Annotated in this window: 17 protein-coding genes; 12 read left to right on the forward strand and 5 right to left on the reverse strand. The window is 70.8% G+C overall.

Annotation, left to right across the window (positions count from 1 at the left end; genetic code table 11):
- Positions 1-44 precede the first annotated feature (44 nt).
- The 5 genes from GUY61_RS06995 (at position 45) to ccsB (ending at position 5,651) form a co-directional block, all read left to right on the forward strand.
- The gene (locus GUY61_RS06995) at positions 45-1,274 is read left to right on the forward strand and encodes a hypothetical protein (RefSeq protein ID WP_398954568.1); all 1,230 of its coding nucleotides are present in this window, start codon (positions 45-47) and stop codon (positions 1,272-1,274) included.
- Positions 1,275-1,387: 113 nt separating this feature from the next.
- On the forward strand, positions 1,388-2,002 hold the full coding sequence (locus GUY61_RS07000; protein WP_166629187.1) for a TlpA disulfide reductase family protein: 615 nt from the start codon (positions 1,388-1,390) through the stop codon (positions 2,000-2,002).
- Positions 2,003-2,006: 4 nt separating this feature from the next.
- The gene (locus GUY61_RS07005; RefSeq protein WP_166629188.1) at positions 2,007-2,777 is read left to right on the forward strand and encodes a cytochrome c biogenesis protein CcdA; all 771 of its coding nucleotides are present in this window, start codon (positions 2,007-2,009) and stop codon (positions 2,775-2,777) included.
- Positions 2,778-2,781: 4 nt separating this feature from the next.
- Complete coding sequence (locus tag GUY61_RS07010) at positions 2,782-4,566, forward strand: cytochrome c biogenesis protein ResB (protein WP_166629189.1); 1,785 nt, start codon at positions 2,782-2,784, stop codon at positions 4,564-4,566.
- Positions 4,566-5,651 carry a c-type cytochrome biogenesis protein CcsB gene (ccsB, locus tag GUY61_RS07015; RefSeq protein WP_166629212.1) on the forward strand — a complete coding sequence of 362 codons (1,086 nt, stop codon included), beginning with the start codon at positions 4,566-4,568 and terminating at the stop codon, positions 5,649-5,651. The genes GUY61_RS07010 and ccsB overlap by 1 nt, the downstream gene beginning before the upstream one ends.
- 152 nt (positions 5,652-5,803) lie before the next feature.
- On the opposite strand, the gene GUY61_RS07020 is transcribed toward ccsB, so the two are convergent.
- The 4 genes from GUY61_RS07020 to GUY61_RS07035 all read right to left on the reverse strand — a co-directional run bounded on the left by GUY61_RS07020 (position 5,804) and on the right by GUY61_RS07035 (position 10,559).
- Positions 5,804-7,351 carry an ABC transporter substrate-binding protein gene (locus tag GUY61_RS07020; protein WP_313896549.1) on the reverse strand — a complete coding sequence of 516 codons (1,548 nt, stop codon included), beginning with the start codon at positions 7,349-7,351 and terminating at the stop codon, positions 5,804-5,806.
- 64 nt (positions 7,352-7,415) lie between these two features.
- Complete coding sequence (locus GUY61_RS07025) at positions 7,416-9,449, reverse strand: hypothetical protein (RefSeq protein ID WP_166629190.1); 2,034 nt, start codon at positions 9,447-9,449, stop codon at positions 7,416-7,418.
- Between the two features lie 211 nt (positions 9,450-9,660).
- Complete coding sequence (locus GUY61_RS07030) at positions 9,661-10,113, reverse strand: nucleoside deaminase (protein WP_166629191.1); 453 nt, start codon at positions 10,111-10,113, stop codon at positions 9,661-9,663.
- A gap of 125 nt (positions 10,114-10,238) precedes the next feature.
- The gene (locus tag GUY61_RS07035) at positions 10,239-10,559 is read right to left on the reverse strand and encodes a PLD nuclease N-terminal domain-containing protein (protein ID WP_166629192.1); all 321 of its coding nucleotides are present in this window, start codon (positions 10,557-10,559) and stop codon (positions 10,239-10,241) included.
- 101 nt (positions 10,560-10,660) lie between these two features.
- On the opposite strand from GUY61_RS07035, the gene GUY61_RS07040 reads away from it, so the two are divergent.
- Both GUY61_RS07040 and mqnP read left to right on the forward strand, forming a co-directional pair.
- Positions 10,661-12,118: a menaquinone biosynthesis decarboxylase gene (locus GUY61_RS07040; protein ID WP_166629193.1), complete on the forward strand. Its 1,458-nt coding sequence runs from the start codon at positions 10,661-10,663 to the stop codon at positions 12,116-12,118.
- A complete protein-coding gene (gene mqnP / locus GUY61_RS07045) occupies positions 12,115-13,035 on the forward strand; it encodes a menaquinone biosynthesis prenyltransferase MqnP (RefSeq protein WP_166629194.1) in 921 nt (306 codons plus the stop codon). Before GUY61_RS07040 ends, mqnP begins: the two co-directional genes overlap by 4 nt.
- Before the next feature lie 83 nt (positions 13,036-13,118).
- On the opposite strand, the gene GUY61_RS07050 is transcribed toward mqnP, so the two are convergent.
- A complete protein-coding gene (locus GUY61_RS07050; protein ID WP_166629195.1) occupies positions 13,119-13,763 on the reverse strand; it encodes a rhomboid family intramembrane serine protease in 645 nt (214 codons plus the stop codon).
- Between the two features lie 85 nt (positions 13,764-13,848).
- On the opposite strand from GUY61_RS07050, the gene GUY61_RS07055 reads away from it, so the two are divergent.
- The 5 genes from GUY61_RS07055 (at position 13,849) to GUY61_RS07075 (ending at position 17,768) form a co-directional block, all read left to right on the forward strand.
- Entirely contained in the window at positions 13,849-14,661 is an 813-nt protein-coding gene (locus tag GUY61_RS07055; protein ID WP_398954552.1) for a UbiX family flavin prenyltransferase, read from the forward strand.
- A gap of 100 nt (positions 14,662-14,761) precedes the next feature.
- Positions 14,762-15,217 carry an Lrp/AsnC family transcriptional regulator gene (locus GUY61_RS07060; protein ID WP_166629196.1) on the forward strand — a complete coding sequence of 152 codons (456 nt, stop codon included), beginning with the start codon at positions 14,762-14,764 and terminating at the stop codon, positions 15,215-15,217.
- 96 nt (positions 15,218-15,313) lie between these two features.
- Positions 15,314-16,477 carry an aminofutalosine synthase MqnE gene (gene mqnE, locus GUY61_RS07065; protein ID WP_166629197.1) on the forward strand — a complete coding sequence of 388 codons (1,164 nt, stop codon included), beginning with the start codon at positions 15,314-15,316 and terminating at the stop codon, positions 16,475-16,477.
- Positions 16,478-16,534: 57 nt separating this feature from the next.
- Complete coding sequence (locus GUY61_RS07070; RefSeq protein WP_166629198.1) at positions 16,535-17,224, forward strand: UdgX family uracil-DNA binding protein; 690 nt, start codon at positions 16,535-16,537, stop codon at positions 17,222-17,224.
- Positions 17,225-17,243: 19 nt separating this feature from the next.
- Positions 17,244-17,768: a GNAT family N-acetyltransferase gene (locus GUY61_RS07075; protein ID WP_166629199.1), complete on the forward strand. Its 525-nt coding sequence runs from the start codon at positions 17,244-17,246 to the stop codon at positions 17,766-17,768.

The following is a 17,768-nucleotide window of genomic DNA, read 5'->3' on the forward strand; positions in this document are numbered from 1 at the left end:
GCCGGAGGGGGCTGCTGGGGCTCGGCGTCGGAGCCGCGGCGGCGATGGGCCTCGCGGGATGCAACATGCCCGGGAGCGGCGGCGGCGGCACGGACACCGGCAAGGACGGCAAACGGGGCGCGAAGGACGGCAAGGGCCACGGGAAGGACTCCGTCGAGGCCCGGCCGATCGGGGACGGCTCCACCGCCGACACCGGGAAGCAGCCCAGGCAGCCCGCCAAGCCGCAACGGCTCGAGCCGGGTCAGACACCGCCGCAGTTCGTGGTCTTCTCCTGGGACGGCGCGGGCGAGGTCGGCAACGGCCTCTTCCCGCGCTTCCTCAAACTCGCGGAGGACCACGGCGCCGCGATGACCTTCTTCCTCTCCGGGGTCTACCTGCTGCCCGAGTCGAAGAAGTCCCTCTACAAGCCGCCGAACAACCCCGTCGGCGCCTCCGACATCGGCTATCTCACCGACGAGCACGTCAAGGACACCATCAAATACGTGCGGCAGGCCTGGCTCGAGGGCCACGAGATAGGCACCCACTTCAACGGGCACTTCTGCGGCGGTTCCGGTTCCGTCGCGAACTGGACGCCCGCGCAGTGGGAGAACGAGATCGAGCAGGCGAAGTCCTTCGTCACCAAGTGGCGCACGAACACGGGATTCACCGATCTCGACCCGCTGCCCTTCGACTACGAGAAGGAACTCGTCGGCGGCCGCACCCCCTGCCTGCTCGGCCAGGACAATCTCCTGCCGACCGCGAAGAAGCTCGGCTGGCGCTACGACGCGAGTTCTCCCGGCGGCCGCCAGACGTGGCCGTCCAAGAAGAACGGCATCTGGAACCTTCCCCTTCAGGGGGTTCCGTTCCCGGGGCACACCTTCGAGGTGCTTTCGATGGACTACAACATGCTCGCCAACCAGTCGGTGAATTCCACCAACGGAAACCCGGCCCGCTATCCGGGATGGCGCCGGCAGGCACGTGACGCGTATCTCGCCGGTTTCCGGCGCGCGTACGAGAGCAACCGGGCGCCGTTCTTCATAGGCAACCACTTCGAACAGTGGAACGGCGGCATCTACATGGACGCCGTCGAGGAGGCCCTGAAGGGCATGGCGGGACACAAGGACGTACGGCTGGTGTCGTTCCGGCAGTTCGCCGACTGGCTGGACGTCCAGGACCCCGCGGTCCTGGAGAAACTGCGCACCCTCGAAGTCGGGCAGCAACCCCCCGGCGGCTGGAACGCCTTTATGAAGGACGCCGCGGAGCAGGACGTGGAGGGGCAGAAGGCGGCGACCTGAAAGGCCCGCCGACCCGTATGGAGGGATCTCTCGCGGGCCCTCTTTACAACGGGCCTTACGGGCACCCAGGGGGGTGCGGAAGATCCCCGGCGACGCCATGCGAAACTTTTCACATGAGTCTTGGCCGCACTCCCCGACGCCGTACGCACCGCCGTGCCGCCGTGCCGGCCGCAGCCGTGGCCGCCGGTGTGCTCGCCCTGTCGGCCTGCGGGTCCGGCGGCACCTCCGGCGGTTCGAGCGGCGCCGGCTTCGTCACCGGCACCGGCGGCATCGACACCGTCGCGAAGTCGAAGCGGCAGGACGCGCCCGAGCTCGAGGGCGAGACCCTCGACGGTGACCGGCTCAGCACCGCGGACTACAAGGGCAAGATCCTCGTGATCAACGTCTGGGGCTCCTGGTGCACCCCGTGCCGCGCCGAGGCGCCCTATCTCGCCAAGGTCGCCGAGGAGACCGAGGCCAAGGGTGTCGCGTTCGTCGGGATCAACACGCGCAACCCCGAGAAGGGCCCCGCGCTCGCCTTCGAGAAGGACTTCGGGGTCGGCTATCCGAGCCTGTACGACCCCACGGGCAAGCAGTTGCTGCGCTTCCCCAAGGGCAGCCTCAACGCCCAGGCCATTCCGTCGACCATCGTCATCGACCGGGACGGAAAGATCGCGGCGCGTGCGCTCTTCGCCCTCAACGGGGAGAAGCTGCACAAGATGATCGACCCGCTCATCGCGGAGAAGTGATCGCGTGAGCGCTCTGGCCGCCGCCTCCTCCGTCGGCGTGAACGAAACCGTCCTGTCGGGCGCGCTGCTGCTGGCGCTCCCCATCGCCGTCCTCGGCGGCCTGATCTCGTTCTTCTCGCCCTGCGTCCTGCCCCTCGTGCCCGGCTACCTGTCGTACGTCACGGGGGTCAGCGGCGTCGACCTGGCGCAGGCCAGACGCGGCCGGATGGTCGCCGGGGCCAGTCTGTTCGTCCTCGGTTTCACAGCCGTCTTCGTCTCCGGCGGGGCGCTGTTCGGCAGCTTCGGCGAGACCCTCCAGGAGCACCGGGAGACGATCACCCGGGTGATGGGCGGGGTCACCATCCTGCTCGGTGTCTTCTTCATGGGCGGCATGCCCTGGCTGACCCAGCGTGAGTTCCGTTTCCACAGGCGGCCCGCGGTCGGCCTGCTGGGAGCGCCCATGCTGGGCGTCCTCTTCGGCATCGGCTGGACGCCCTGCATCGGCCCCACGCTGTCCGCCGTCAACGTCCTCGCCCTGAACGAGGGGAGCGCCGGACGAGGGGCGCTCCTCACCGTCGCGTACTGTCTGGGACTCGGGGTGCCCTTCATCCTCGCGGCGGTCGCCTTCCGGCGGGCGCTCGGCGCGTTCGCCTGGGTCAAGCGGCACTACGTGTGGGTGATGCGCACCGGCGGCATCATGCTGATCGCGACCGGCGTGCTTCTCGTCACAGGGATCTGGGACAGCATCGTCCAGGACATGCAGGTCTGGTCCAACGGCTTCACGGTGGGGATCTGAACCCATGAGCAATACGGAAACCGACGTCACACGGGACGAGCGGCAGGACCGGCGGGAACTCGGCGAGGCCGGCTCCCAGCTGTCCACCGCGCCCGTGGAGGACTCCGGCGGGGTTCCCGGGCTGGGTCTCGTCGGCTGGGCGCGCTGGTTCTGGCGGCAGCTCACCTCCATGCGGGTCGCGCTGATCCTGCTCTTCCTGCTGTCCCTCGGCGCGATCCCCGGGTCGCTGATCCCGCAGAACAACGTCGACAAGACGAAGGTCGAGGCGTTCAGGGAGGCGCACGGGACGCTGGCGCCGCTCTACGACAAGCTCCAGCTGTTCGACGTCTACAGCTCGGTGTGGTTCTCCGCGATCTACATCCTGCTGTTCGTCTCCCTCATCGGCTGCATCGTCCCCCGGAGCCTGCAGTTCGCCGGGCAGCTGCGCGGCCGCCCGCCGGGCGCCCCCAGCAGGCTCACCCGGCTGCCCGCGTACACCACCTGGCGCACCGAGGCCGACCCGGAGCAGGTGCGTGAGCTGGCGCTCGCGCTGCTGAAGCGGCGCCGCTTCCGCGCCCGCATCGCCGGGAACGCGGTCGCCGCGGAGAAGGGCTACCTGCGCGAGGCCGGCAATCTCCTCTTCCACGTCTCGCTGATCGTCATCCTGCTCGGGTTCGCCGCGGGGCAGCTGTTCAAGTCCGAGGGCGGCAAGCTGATCGTCGAGGGCGACGGCTTCTCCAACACGCTCACGCAGTACGACGACTTCCGCTCCGGCAGCATGTTCAGCACGGACGACATGGAGCCGTTCAGCTTCACCCTGGACGAGTTCACCGGCACATACGAGAAATCGGGGCCCAACAAGGGAACGCCCCGCACCTTCCAGGCGGAGGTCACCTACTCCGAGGGCGTCGACGGCAAGGGGAAGAAGGCCGTCATCGAGGTGAACAAGCCGCTGAAGGTCGGCGGTTCCAAGGTCTTCCTCCTCTCCCACGGCTACGCGCCGGTGGTCTCCGTCACCGACGCCCGCGGGAAGGTCGTCTACAAGGGCGCCGTGCCGCTGCTGCCCATCGACAACAACATCACCTCCACGGGCGCCATCAAGGTCAACGACGGCTACCGCAACACGAAGGGCGAGAAGGAGCAGCTCGGCTTCAACGCCTTCTTCGTGCCGACCTTCGCGGGCGCGGGGCAGGGCAACATGTTCTCCCAGTTCCCGGGGCTCGGATATCCCGTGCTGGCGCTCTCGGCGTACCACGGGAGCCTCGGCACCGACTCGGGCATCCCGCAGAACGTCTACCAGCTCGACACCCGCAAGCTGAAGGAGTTCGAGGACTCCGAGGGCCGGCTGCTCAAGAAGCGGCTGCTGCCCGGCGAGACCCTGGAACTGCCCGACGGCGCCGGCTCGGTCACGTTCGAGGGCGTCAAGGAGTGGGCCAGCTTCCAGGTCTCGCAGCAGCCCGGCAACGGCGCCGCGCTCGCCGGCGCGGTCGCCGCGATCGGCGGGCTGATCGGCTCCCTGTTCATCCAGCGGCGCCGCGTCTGGGTGCGGACCACTGCGGACGCCGACGGCATCACCGTCGTCGAGATGGCCGGACTCGGCCGCAGCGAGTCCGCGAAGCTCCCCGAAGAACTGGCGGACCTCGCGGCGAGCCTGCACGCGGAGGCGCCCACCGCCCCCGAGCGCGAAGCCGAGCCGGAATCCGGGTCCGCGTCCGAGCCGGAGGACGCGACCGCGTCCCGTACGTCCGAACCCCGAGAGTCCGCAGATCCTGCCGGTCCTGCTGATCCTGCCGAAGGAGCGCGCGCGTGATCCCCCTCGCCGCCGGAACCAATGAGAACCTCGCCAATCTCAGCAACATGCTGATCTATTCGGCGATCGCCGTGTACACCCTGGCCTTCCTCGCGCACATCGCCGAGTGGGTCTTCGGCAGCCGCAGCAAGGTCGGGCGCACCGCGGCCGCCCTCACCGCGCAGCCGGCCTCCCGCGCGGCCGCGCCGGCGGTGCGGGTGAAGAAGGAGGGCGGCGGCACCGCCGTCCTGGAACGGCCCGAGGTGGTCACGCGGGCCGCCTCCGGCGCGCGGGACGTGCCGGACGGGCCCGGGGCGCACGGCGGCGACGAGAAGGGCGACCTCTACGGGCGCATCGCCGTCTCCCTCACCGTCCTCGCCTTCCTGATCGAGGCGGGCGGCGTGGTCGCCAGGGCGCTGTCCGTGCAGCGGGCGCCCTGGGGCAACATGTACGAGTTCTCCATCACCTTCTCCACGGTGGCGGTCGGCACGTACCTCGGCTTCCTCGCGGCGGGGAAGAACGTCCGCTGGCTCGGGCTGCCCCTGGTCACCACGGTCCTCCTCGACCTCGGGATCGCGGTCAACCTCCTCTACACCGCGAGCGCCCAGCTGGTTCCCGCCCTGAAGTCGTACTGGCTGTACATCCACGTCTCCACCGCGATCTTCTGCGGAGCCGTGTTCTACCTGGGCGCGGTCGCCTCGGTGCTCTACCTGTTCCGCGACTCGTACGAGAACAAGCTGGCCGGCGGGGGCAAGCCCGGCGGCTTCGCCACCTCCGTGCTGGAGCGGCTGCCCTCCGCGCTCTCGCTCGACAAGTTCGCGTACCGCGTCAACGCCGCGATCTTCCCGCTGTGGACCTTCACGATCATCGCGGGCGCGATCTGGGCGGGCGACGCCTGGGGCCGCTACTGGGGCTGGGACGCCAAGGAGGTCTGGTCCTTCATCACCTGGGTCGGCTACGCCTGCTACCTGCATGCCCGGGCCACCGCGGGCTGGAGGGGCCGCAAGGCCGCCTACCTGGCGCTCATCGCCTTCGCCTGCTTCCTCTTCAACTACTACGGCGTCAACCTCTTCGTGAACAGCAAGCACTCGTACGCCGGAGTCTGACCGTCATCCCGGCCGCCACCCGGGCAGCCGCCCCGACCGTGACCGGCGAGGGCCGGTTCCCCGCGATCCGTGTCGCGGGGAACCGGCCCTCCGCCGTCGGGACGGCACGGACGCAGTCCCGGGGCCGCCGGCGGCTCACCGTCCGCGGCCGCTCACTCGGGCGCCGTGCACGTCCGTGCCGGGGGCTTGCCCTCCGGCCACGCCAGCGCCGTGAAGCGCGGACCCTTCGGCCGGGGGTCCAGGGTCACCACCGGGACCGCCTTGTCGTACGGGTTGCCGTCGTTGTCCAGGCAGATCCACCCGCTCGCGCCGCTGACCCGCTTCACCGAGTGCAGCCGCGGCCAGTTGCCGCTCACGTCGGCCAGTTCCGGCATCTCGACCTCGCCGCTCGTCGTGTTGCGGATGGCCGTGACGGCCGTCCAGACGGAGTCGTGGGCGATCATCGCGTCGCCGTCGCGCAGATCGACCTTCCCGACGGGCCCGACCGGTGCCTTCCGCGCCTTTTGGGCGAGATCCGCGAACGCCCGTGAGTCGGCCGCCGATCCGCCGGTCTTCGGGGCGTCGGGCGAGACCCAGGCGTCCGGGTGGGCCAGTGCCGCGTAGCGCAGGGTGATCCCGCCGCTCAGCGCGTCCCAGTCCAGGTCCGGATCGGCGATCATGTCGTTGGCGGCGTCGCCGGTCAGCACGGTGAACTTCTTCTCGGTGCAGCCGCGCTGCCCCAGTTCGTTGATGAACTGCCGCAGCTGCACGGGCCGTCCGGCGAAGTAGATGGTGCTGGGCGCGGCGTCGCAGATCGTCGGCACCATCTGTGCGAAGTCGTTGGCGGTCCGCCCCTCGCTGTCCACGTCGTCGGGTGACTTGAACGTCTCCGGCGCCCGGCTCTCCCCCGCGAGGAGCGAGGTGAAGGCCCGGTTGAGGGTGTCGATGTAGTTGTCGCCCGTGCGCCGGTCCGCGACGAGCAGGGTGTCGGCGGGGTCCGCCTTCTCGGTCTTCTCCGCGTAGGAGGCGAGGGCGGCGGCCTCGTCCTCATTGGTGGGCGCGACCCGGGCGAGCCCCGGGAAGGCCTGGTTGCCGTTCTTGTTGGCGATGTCGTCGGCCGTGATACTGCCGCCCACGACGGGGATCCCCTCGTGCGTCAGCCAGTCGACGGCCGCCTGAGTGTGCCGCACGCTGGTGCCGATACCGGCGACCGCCCGGAGATTGTCCGGTGCGTCCGTCATGGTCCTGAGCTGCTCCGCGACGTGCTGCCACTGGATGCCGCCGCGCCCAGGATTGGCCAGGACCAGCCGGATCGCGGGCGCCTTCTTCCCCGACAGCCGGTTGGCGCGGTACTGGGCGAGGTAGGCGCCCTGCACCATGTGGCGGATGCTCGCCGTGCCGTGGCTGGTCGGTGAGGTCATCGGCAGCATCACGGCCACCGTCGCGTACGGCTTGCGCTTTTGGGCCTGCCTGTTCTCCGCCGCGATGCGGTCCGAGACCTCCGCGAGATCGTCGCTGAACGTGTCACTGCCGTCGGTGACACCGATGCACTCGCTTTCGGGGCCCATCCGCACCAGTTTCTCGCCGCAGGAGTCGGGGCCGGTGAAGCGGTCCACGGCCCACCATGCGGCTCCGCCCAGCAGGGTCAGCGCGAGCAGGATCGCGAGTGGTCTGCCGATGGGCCACGGGGTGCCGCGCCGCCGGAGTATGCGTATCGCCACAGGTCCGTCCCCTGTCGAGTGCTGCCGGTCAGTGGTCAGTGGTCGGTGGTCAGTGCTCGGGTGCTCAGGAAGTGAGCGTGAGGTGCGGTGCCTGCGCCCAGGACCGCAGTTGCCGCGGCCAGCTCAGGTGCGCCCGGAAGAACACGTCCTGCCCGCCCGCCCGCTGCGGCGCGAGGAACAGCAACTGGGCATCGATCCTGCGGATCAGCGCCTCGTCCGGCGGGGCTGTCGGGTCCGACTGCCGCCACAGGGCGTCCATCAGCAGGTCGATGGAGCGGTGGATGGAGCGCTGGTACTCGTCGATGTCCGCCGTGCACACGTCCGGCCCGCCCACCCGCGGCGCGGAGCCGAGCGGGGGGAAACCGCCCGGCGGGCGCGGGGCGCAGCAGATCCGCTGGAGCGAGTCGAGCCAGTCGTGGGCGTCGGCGCCCACGAAGGCCTGGTGCAGCAGTCGCGCCGCGAGAACCGTCTCGCCGAGCGCCATCGAGTGGTGCAGATGCGTGCTGACGTCCGTGCCGATCGAGGTGTCGCGGCGGGTCAGGAGATAGCGGGAGCGCAGGGTGAGCTGGCTGTCGGCCCAGCTCGGGCGGTGCGGACCCGGTGCTCTGGTGCGCAGCCGCTGCAGCAGCAGGAAGCGCAGCAGCGGGTCGGCCACGAAAGGCGTGCCGGGCGGGGGCCAGTGGGCCTCGGCCAGGTGCTGGGTCACCTCCTCCACCGGCATGTGGCTGGGGCCCTCCACGAGGTGCAGGCCGGCCAGGTGGTGCGCGGCGGCCGTGTCGTACGCGGCGGACAGGGTCACCAGCCGTTCCCGCTGCCCCGCGTCGGGCAGCAGCGCCTCCAGCAGCTCCTCGGCCACGGGCCGTCCGCCCGATTCCGCGGGCAGGGCAGGCAGCTCGGCGAAGTCCAGTTCCTCACCGGTCGCCAGCCTCCCGGCCGCCGCCCGTGCGAAGGCGCGGACGCCCAGCGGGTTGCCGCCGGTCAGGCGCAGGATCAGCCGGGCCAGCTGGTGCGGCGGGTCGGAGTCCTCCAGCATCGCCTCCACCGCCTCCAGGGACAGCGGCGGAATCCCCAGGTCCAGCCGCCAGCCCGCCGCGTCCTCCGGTCCCGGCGGCTCCCAGCCGCTGGACCGGCCGGCAGCGGTCAGCGCGGGCAGGCCCGCCGGGTCGCCGTGCGCGGCCGCGACGACGGCGAGCGGATCGGACCTGCCCGTCTCGGCCGCGATCCGGGCGCGGGCCCGCACCAGCAGGCCGAGGAAGTGGCGCCCGTCCGCGGTGTGCGCGTTGTCCAGCAGGACGAGCGGCCGTACGCCGTGGATGGCCTTGCGCAGCCCGAGGTACGGCTCCCTCATGTCGTACAGCAGAGCCTTGACGAGAAGCAGTTCGGCGCGGGTCCTGCGGTCCCCGCCCCGGTGGAAGTCCCCGCCGAGGTGGCGCAGCGCCTCCGCGTACCCGCCGCCTCCGGGCCGGGTGGAGGCCCACCAGTCGCGGGCCTTGGGCTGGGGACGGGCCCGCAGCCGGCGCAGGAAGAGGGTGATGACGGAGGCTGCGGCCTCGGCGCCGAGGGGCATCCCGGCCTCCGCGATGGCCTCGACCACCTCGGCGACCGCCTCGTCGACCTCGCCCTGGCGCTGCCGCCGTTCCTGCTCGTCCTCCGTGATCAGCGTGGCGACCCGGTTGAAGGCCCGGCGCAGCTCCTCCGGCCGCGCGGGCTGCCAGCTGATGACCGCCAGCAGCCCGAGTTCGGTGCGCGGGAACCGTAACTGGAGGCCTCTGACCTTGTGCCGCAGCTGGTGGACGAGGACGTGCAGCAGATCGGTGACGGGCGAGGAGAGGCCGTCACGGCCGGACTCGCCCGGATCGAACTCGCCGTACCCGGGCTCCTCCAGGTCGACCCTGGCGAGCGGCAGGTGCGTGCCGTAGGTCTCGGCCAGGCGGTTCAGCAGTGCGGTCTTGCCGGTGCCGCGCCCGCCCACCAGAAGAACGGCGGGCGAACCGGCGCGGTGTTCCGGGGCCACCAGCTCGCGGCCCCGCGGATCGAGCCTGACCAGTCGCGAGACCAGTCTCGCCAGCGCGTCCCTCTCGTACAGCTGACAGAACACCGCACCCCCCACGCACGTTGCCCAAGTGACGTACAGGATACGAGTGGTGACGTTCAGCCATGCAGTATCGGGGGCAGGTGTGGCCGTATTGAAACCGGTTTCACAGGATGGACATCAACGCGCCGCCGATCACGCCGTGCTTCGCCCCGCGGACGGGCCCGTACGGTCAGGGGCGCGGAGCGGGCCGAGGGCCGGGACGCGGGGCGGGTGGTCAGGCGCCGATGTCCTCGTTCCAGATCTCGGGGTGGTCCCTGACGAAGTCACGCATCAGGGCGACGCATTCGGGGCTGTCGAGCAGCACGACCTCCACGCCGTGCTCCGCCAGCCAGTCGTGGCCGCCGTGGAAGGTCTCCGACTCGCCCACGACCACTCGTGAGATGCCGAACTGCCGGACCAGGCCCGAGCAGTACCAGCAGGGGGAGAGGGTCGTGACCATCGTCGTGCCGCGGTACGACCGCTGCCGTCCCGCCGCGCGGAACGCGGCCGTCTCCGCGTGCATGGACGGGTCCCCGTCCTGGACCCGGCGGTTGTGGCCGCGGCCCAGCAGGGTGCCGTCCGCGCCGTAGAGCGCCGCGCCGACCGGGACCCCGCCCTCGGCCAGACCCGCCCTCGCTTCGTCCAGGGCGGTCCTCAGCCACCGCCTGTCCAGTTCCAACCGGTCCATGGCATCCACTCTCCCCGGCCGGGAACACCCCGGCAACGCGCGGAGGGCCTCACCCGGTCAGCCTCGCCGGACGCACCGCCGGGAGGCCCGGCCGTGTCCGTCCCGGGGCCCCAGAGCCCCGGGGCTCACTCCTCCGGGCCGTCGTCGTCCTTCTTCCGGCCGCCCTTCCCGCCGGTCTCGTCGTCGAGTGACCTGAGGAACTCGGGGTTGTCGTCCGGAGCGACCCAGCCGCCACCGCCCCGGCGGCCCGGTCCGGCGGCCCCGCGGGTGCGGTCCCGGCCCACGAGCAGCCAGGAGATCGAACCGGCGAGCGGGAAGAGGAGGACGAGGATCGCCCACAGCGGCTTGGGCATCCAGCGGACGTCCTTCTCGTCCGTGGTGATGCAGTCGATGAAGGCAAAGACGCTCAGTGCCAGCGGCACGAGGATCATCAGCACCCGGAGCATGGTCTTCGGTCCCCCTGGGAGTGGCTGGGAGTGGTCGGCCGGGCGCCGCGTCGGGGCCCCGGTGACCCAGCCAGGGTATCGGGTGGCGGATACTGGACCGCATGGCTTATGACGATCTTCGTTCGTTCCTGAGGGCTCTGGAGCGGGAGGGGGACCTGAAGCGCATCAAGGCGGAGGTCGACCCGTATCTGGAGGTCGGGGAGATCGTCGACCGGGTCAACAAGGCCGGCGGTCCCGCCCTGCTCTTCGAGAACGTCAAGGGCTCCTCCATGCCCCTGGCGATGAACGTGTACGGCACGGACCGAAGGCTGCTGAAGGCGCTCGGCCTGAAGTCGTACGAGGACATCGCGGGCGTCATCGGCGGGCTGCTGAAGCCCGAGCTGCCGCACGGCTTCGTCGGCGTCCGCGAGGCCTTCGGCAAGCTCGCCAACATGACCCATGTCCCGCCGAAGAAGGTGAAGTCGCAGGACGCGCCGGTCCATGAGCGGGTCCTGACCGGCGACGAGGTGGACCTGGAACAACTGCCCGCGCTGTTCACCTGGCCCGAGGACGGCGGGTCGTTCTTCAATCTGGGGCTGACCCACACCAGGCACCCGGAGACCGGGGTGCGCAACCTCGGCCTCTACCGGCTGCAGCGCCATGACCGGCGCACCATCGGCATGCACTGGCAGATCCACAAGGACAGCCGCAACCACTACGCCGTCGCCGCCCGGCGGGGCGAGCGGCTGCCCGTCGCGATCGCCTTCGGCTGCCCGCCCGCCGTGACCTACGCCTCGACGGCGCCGCTGCCAGGGGACATCGACGAGTACTTGTTCGCCGGCTTCGTGCAGGGCAAGCGGATCGAGATGGTGGACTGCAAGACCGTGCCGCTCCAGGTGCCGGCCAACGCGGAGGTCGTGCTGGAGGGCCGGCTGGAGCCGGGCGAGATGCTCCCGGAGGGCCCGTTCGGCGACCACACCGGTTTCTACACGCCCCAGGAACCCTTCCCCGCGCTGAGGATCGACTGCGTGACGATGCGGCGGCGCCCGCTCCTCCAGTCGATCGTCGTGGGCCGGCCGCCGACGGAGGACGGACCGCTCGGCCGGGCCACGGAGCGGTTCTTCCTGCCCCTGCTCAAGATCATCGTGCCGGACATCGTGGACTACCACCTCCCCGAGGCGGGCGGCTTCCACAACTGCGCGATCGTGTCGATCGACAAGAAGTACCCCAAGCACGCCCAGAAGGTCATGCACGCCATCTGGGGCGCCCACATGATGTCGCTGACCAAGCTGATCGTCGTCGTGGACTCCGACTGTGACGTCCACGATCTGCACGAGGTCGCCTGGCGGGCCCTGGGCAACACCGACTACTCCCGCGACCTCACGGTCGTCGAGGGCCCCGTCGACCATCTGGACCACGCCTCCTACCAGCAGTTCTGGGGCGGCAAGGCCGGAATCGACGCCACCGCCAAGTGGCCCGAGGAGGGGTACACGAGGGACGGCGGCTGGCCGCGCATGGTCGAGTCCGACAAGGACACCGCCGAACGGGTGACCGCGCGCTGGAAGGAGTACGGGCTGTGACCGCCGCGGAGGGGGTCCTCGGTCGCGGTTCCGCGCCGCGCCCCGACGGCAAGGTCCGCGCCTTCCTGAAGCTCGTGATGATCGAGCACTCGGTCTTCGCGCTGCCCTTCGCCTACATCGCCTCCCTCACCGCGATGTTCCGGCTGGACCGGGAGATCCACTGGGGCAGGCTGCTGCTGGTCACCGTCTGCATGGTGGGCCTGCGGACCTTCGCGATGGCCGCGAACCGGATCATCGACCGGGAGATCGACGCGCGGAACCCGCGCACCGCCACCCGCGAACTGGTCACCGGGGCCCTGTCCGTGCGCTCGGCGTGGACGGGCGCGCTGATCGCCCTCGCCGTCTTCCTGGGCTCGGCGGCGCTGCTCAACCCGCTGTGCCTGGCGCTGGCGCCGGTCGCGGTCGTCCCGATGGTGGTCTATCCGTACGGCAAGAGGTTCACCCACTACCCGCACGCGATCCTCGGCCTCGCACAGGCCATGGGACCGGTGGGGGCCTGGATCGCGGTGACCGGAGCCTGGTCCTGGGACGCGGTGATCCTCGGGCTGGCCGTCGGCATCTGGATCGGCGGCTTCGACCTGATCTTCGCCTGCCAGGACGTCCAGGCGGACCGCGCGCACGGCGTGCTCTCCGTGCCGGCCCGCTTCGGGGTCCCGGCCGCGCTGTACGGAGCGCGGGCCGCGCACGTCGTCACCACCGTGCTCCTGGTGTGGTACGCGCTCGCCACCGGCGCCGGGCCGTTCTTCTGGACGGGGCTGCTGATCGTCGTCGTCGCGTTCCTCTACGAGCACAGCATCGTCAGGCCCCACGACCTGTCCCGTCTGAACCGGGCGTTCTTCACGACGAACGGCTTCATCGGGATCAGCCTGTTCGTCTGCGCCCTGGCCGACCTGCTCGTCCGCGGCCTCACCGTCTGACCCGGCGGCGGTCGCGCCCGCCCGCCTCCGCGGCCTCCGCACCGCGTCCCCGGACACCGCCCGGTGCGGCGCCCGGGACACGGTCACGGTATGAGCCCGGAGAAGCGGGTCGGGGCCACGCGGCGGGTGCTGAACAGGAACGCGGCCAGCACCCCGCCGAGCAGGCCGAACAGGTGGCCCTGCCAGCTCACTCCGGCCGTCGTGGGCAGCACGCCCCACAGGATCGAGCCGTAGAAGGCGGCGACGATCACGCCGACGACGATGTCGCCGACGCGCCGGTCCACGAAGCCGCGCACCAGCAGGTAACCGAACAGCCCGAAGACCACTCCGGACGCCCCCGCCGTGTTGGAGTACTCCGGCGAGAAGAGCCACACGCCGAGCCCGCTCGCGAGCACGATGACGGTGACGACCCCCGCGAAGGTGCGGATCCCGCGCAGCGCGGCGACGAAGCCGAGCACGAGCAGCGGGACCGTGTTGGCCATCAGGTGCTCGAAGCCGAAGTGCAGGAACGACGCCGGGACAACGTCGCGCAGCTCCGAGAGGTCACGGGGCTCTATCCCGTACGTATCGAGGGTGTGGCCGTTCGCCGCGTCCACGGCCTCGAGGATCCACAGCAGGGCCACCCACCCGGTCATCACCGTCAGCGCCGCCTTGACGCGGCCGCCGCGGCCGGCCGGAGCGCTTCCGGTGGTCCCGGGACGGGCCGGGTCATAAGGTCCGTACGTCATCGGAAGGCCCCCTCACTCCTCGTAGGCACAACGCCCGGGACGGGTGACGGGTTCCTGTCTCATGCGGCCGGATAGGCTCGGGTGCATGAACGCAAGGCAGCCGGGCCGCCCGGGGGAGGCCGCGGGCCGCAAGCCCTGGATCGTCGGCGTGTCCGGTGCGTCCGGAACCCCGTACGCCGCGGCGGTGCTGCGTGGTCTGCTCGCCGCCGGCGAAAGCGTCGACCTGGTGGTCAGCCGGGCCTCGCGGCTCACGCTCCTCGACGAGACGGGCATCGCCTTCCGGGACGCCCACTGGCGTGAGGACCTCGCCGCCTGGCTGGCCAGGGGCGCCGACGGCAAGCCCGGCACCTTCACCGGCACCGATGTGTCGGACGTGCGGTACTGGGCGGCAGGTGATCTGGCGGCCGGGCCCTCCTCCGGTTCGTACGCCGCGAAGGGGATGCTGATCGTTCCCGCATCCACGGCCTGCGTGGCCGGGGTGGCGCTCGGGCTGTCGAAGGACCTGCTCCAGCGGGTGGCGAGCGTGATGCTGAAGGAGCGCAGGAGGCTCGTGGTCGCGGTGCGGGAGACACCGCTGAACGGGCAGACCCTCAGGCACCTCGTGGCGCTGGACGAGGCCGGTGCCGTGGTGCTGCCCGCCTCCCCGGCGTTCTACGCGGGAGCCACACACATCCAGGACCTGGTGGACTTCGTCGCCGGCCGGGTGCTTGACGCGGCCGGGGTGCCGCACCGGCTCTACCGCCGGTGGGAGGGCGAGGTCGGGGGCGCCGCGCGCGCCGCCCTTTCCGGCGAACCGGGGGAACCCGGCGACCGCAGCGGCCCTCGTCCCGGCTCCGGCGGCCCCGGTCCCGGCTCCGGCTCCGGCTCCGGCGGTTCTGAGGCCCGGGAGGAGGCCTAGCACCGCTTGGTGGAGCCGATTCGCAGGGCTACTACCCTGCATGCCTTAGGTTCTTTATTCACAACTGCGGGATCGCTGAACAATGGAAGGCTCCAGGCATATGGACGCGGTGGACAGGCAGCTCATCCAGGCGCTTCGCGAGAACGGCAGGGCCTCGTACGCCGAGCTCGGCAGGCTCGTGGGCCTCTCCGGCCCGAGCGTCACGGACCGGATCAACCGTCTGGAGGCGGCCGGCGTCATCACCGGCTACCGGGCGACCGTCAACGCCGCTCAGCTCGGCCTCGGCGTGACCGCCCTCATCGGTATCTCACTCTCCGACGCCGCCGACCACGAGGATGTCGCCCGCAGGCTGCGCGACCTGGAGGAGATCGAGGACTGCTGGTTCATCGCGGGGGACGACTCCTTCATGCTCAAGGTGCGCGTGGGCGACGTCGACGGCCTGGAGAAGACCATCCGCAGACTGTCCGGCACCAAGGGCGTCTCCCGCACGCGTACGACGATCGTGCTCTCCACCAAGTGGGAGAACCGCGTCGGCGAGCTGCCGGAGGAGCGGTAGGCGGCAGATGCGCCGACGGGGGCGCATTTCCGCCGGGGGGCGGGGGAGTACGGTTGGGTTGGCCTGACAAGAGATGACCATGGGAGGCAGCCGCATATGGACGCGGGGCTCAAGCGCGAGCTGGAGGAGAAGGTCCGGGCCGGTGAGCGGCTGTCCCGCGAGGACGGCATCGCCCTCTACGAGTCGGACGACCTGGCCTGGCTCGGCGGCCTCGCCCACGAGGTGCGCACGCGCAAGAACGGTGACGTCGTGCACTTCAACGTCAACCGGCACCTCAACATGACGAACGTGTGCACGGCCTCGTGCGCGTACTGCTCCTTCCAGCGCAAGCCGGGTGAGAAGGACGCCTACACGATGCGCATCGAGGAGGCCGTCCGCCTCGCCAAGTCGATGGAGAGCGAGAACCTCACCGAGCTGCACATCGTCAACGGCCTGCACCCGAACCTGCCGTGGCGCTATTACCCGCGTTCGCTCAGCGAGCTGAAGAAGGCGCTGCCGAACGTCTCGCTGAAGGCCTTCACGGCCACGGAGATCCACCATTTCGAGACGATCTCCGGGCTGTCCGCCTCCGAGATCCTCGACGAGCTCATCGAGGCCGGTCTCGAGTCGCTGACCGGCGGCGGTGCCGAGATCTTCGACTGGGAGGTGCGTCAGCACATCGTCGACCACCGCACCCACTGGGAGGACTGGTCGCGCATCCACCGCCTGGCGCACGAGAAGGGTCTGAAGACCCCGTGCACCATGCTGTACGGGCACATCGAGGAGCCGCGCCACCGCGTCGACCACGTGCTGCGGCTGCGTGAACTGCAGGACGAGACCGGCGGTTTCCAGGTCTTCATCCCGCTGCGCTACCAGCACGACTTCGTCGACATGAAGGACGGCAAGGTCCGCAACCGCCTCCAGGCGCGCACGACGATGGCCACCGGCGCCGAGGCGCTGAAGACCTTCGCCGTCTCCAGGCTGCTCTTCGACAACATCCAGCACGTCAAGGTCTTCTGGGTGATGCACGGCGTGCAGACCGCCCAGCTCGCGCTCCAGCACGGCGCGGACGACATGGACGGCTCGGTCGTCGAGTACAAGATCACGCATGACGCCGACAACTACGGCACGCCGAACAAGCTGACCCGCGACGACCTGCTGGAGCTGATCCGCGACGCCGGCTTCCGGCCGGTGGAGCGCAACACCCGCTACGAGATCATCCGCGAGTATGACGGACCCGACCCCAAGCGCCGCGAGTCGCCGCAGCCCATGCGCGTCTGAGGCGGGGCGGACCGACGCCCCGGGTCTGAGGGCCGGCGGTACGGGTACTCGCGCCGCATGGCCAGTAGCCGTACCCGTACCGTCCGCGGGGACGCGCGCACCGCGGGGCACGCCGCTCCGGAGGACGCGTACACCGCGGCACCCTTCGTGCCCGAGGGCGCCGACCTCACGGCGCTCCGGGAGGCGGCGGCCGGCTGCCGCGGCTGCCCGCTGCACCGGGACGCCACCCGGACCGTCTTCGGCGAGGGCGAGCCCGACGCCCGTATCGTGCTGGTGGGCGAGCAGCCCGGGGACCAGGAGGACCGCAAGGGCCACCCCTTCGTGGGGCCCGCCGGACGGATCCTCGACGAGGCGCTCGAAGCCGCCGGCATCGACCCGGCCGAGGCGTACGTCACCAACGCCGTCAAGCACTTCAAGTTCGCCCTCGTCGCCGAGCGCGGCAAGCGCCGCATCCACAAGCCGCCGACCCTGCGCGAGCTGAGTGCCTGCAAGCCGTGGCTCGATGCCGAGTTGCGCGTACTCGACCCCGAGGTGATCGTCGCCCTCGGCGCCACCGCGGGGAAGTCGCTACTCGGGCCCTCCTTCCGGGTGACCCGGGAGCGTGGCAGGCTCCTCGCGCTGGACGAGGTGCCGCTGGTCGCCACGGTCCACCCGTCCGCCGTGCTGCGGGCGCGGGACGAGGACCGGGCGAAGATGTACGACGGGCTCGTGTCCGATCTGCGAACGGCCGCCCGGGTGCTCGGCTGAGCCGGTTATCGTCGGCTCCATGCCGCTGACCTTCGCACCGGACCCTGCCGTGACCCCGGAGCTTCGCGACGGGATCCTCAGCCTCTGGGCGGACGTCTCCAACGCGGGCGGCGCCGTCGGATTCGTCCCCCCGGTGTCGCCCGAGGAGATCCGGCCGGAGCTGGTCAGGCACCTGGTGGCGATGGCCGAGGGCCGCATGCACCTCGTCGTCGGCCTCGACGAGGACGGCCGCGTGGCGGCCACCGCCTTCCTCGGCCTCAACACGCACCGGCTGAAGCGCCACTACCTCTGGGTGTACACGGTGATGGTCCACCCCCGGCACCAGGGCCACGGTTGCGGCCGGGACCTGATGGACGCCGTCGAGCGGGCGGCCCGCGGGCTCGACGGCATAGAGGCGGTCCAGCTCACGTGCCGCGGCGGCACCGGGGTGGACCGCTTCTACGAGGGCTGCGGCTACAAGGAGGTCGGCCGGGTGCCCGGAGCCATTCGGGTGGCCCCGGGTGACGACCGGGACGACATCTTCATGCTCCTCCCGCTGAATTGA

This window comes from Streptomyces sp. GC420 (assembly GCF_009916105.1).
GTDB lineage: Bacteria > Actinomycetota > Actinomycetes > Streptomycetales > Streptomycetaceae > Streptomyces.

Excerpts from the sequence above, each read along its gene's own strand:
- GUY61_RS07030 (WP_166629191.1), bottom strand. The coding sequence starts at position 10,113 with ATGGACCGGTTGGAACTGGACAGGCGGTGGCTGAGGACCGCCCTGGAC.
- GUY61_RS07040 (WP_166629193.1), top strand. The coding sequence starts at position 10,661 with ATGGCTTATGACGATCTTCGTTCGTTCCTGAGGGCTCTGGAGCGGGAG.
- GUY61_RS07060 (WP_166629196.1), top strand. The coding sequence starts at position 14,762 with ATGGACGCGGTGGACAGGCAGCTCATCCAGGCGCTTCGCGAGAACGGC.
- GUY61_RS07055 (WP_398954552.1), top strand. The coding sequence starts at position 13,849 with ATGAACGCAAGGCAGCCGGGCCGCCCGGGGGAGGCCGCGGGCCGCAAG.
- GUY61_RS07000 (WP_166629187.1), top strand. The coding sequence starts at position 1,388 with ATGAGTCTTGGCCGCACTCCCCGACGCCGTACGCACCGCCGTGCCGCC.
- GUY61_RS06995 (WP_398954568.1), top strand. The coding sequence starts at position 45 with ATGGGCCTCGCGGGATGCAACATGCCCGGGAGCGGCGGCGGCGGCACG.
- GUY61_RS07035 (WP_166629192.1), bottom strand. The coding sequence starts at position 10,559 with ATGCTCCGGGTGCTGATGATCCTCGTGCCGCTGGCACTGAGCGTCTTT.
- mqnE (WP_166629197.1), top strand. The coding sequence starts at position 15,314 with ATGGACGCGGGGCTCAAGCGCGAGCTGGAGGAGAAGGTCCGGGCCGGT.
- GUY61_RS07075 (WP_166629199.1), top strand. The coding sequence starts at position 17,244 with ATGCCGCTGACCTTCGCACCGGACCCTGCCGTGACCCCGGAGCTTCGC.
- GUY61_RS07010 (WP_166629189.1), top strand. The coding sequence starts at position 2,782 with ATGAGCAATACGGAAACCGACGTCACACGGGACGAGCGGCAGGACCGG.
- GUY61_RS07070 (WP_166629198.1), top strand. The coding sequence starts at position 16,535 with ATGGCCAGTAGCCGTACCCGTACCGTCCGCGGGGACGCGCGCACCGCG.
- GUY61_RS07050 (WP_166629195.1), bottom strand. The coding sequence starts at position 13,763 with ATGACGTACGGACCTTATGACCCGGCCCGTCCCGGGACCACCGGAAGC.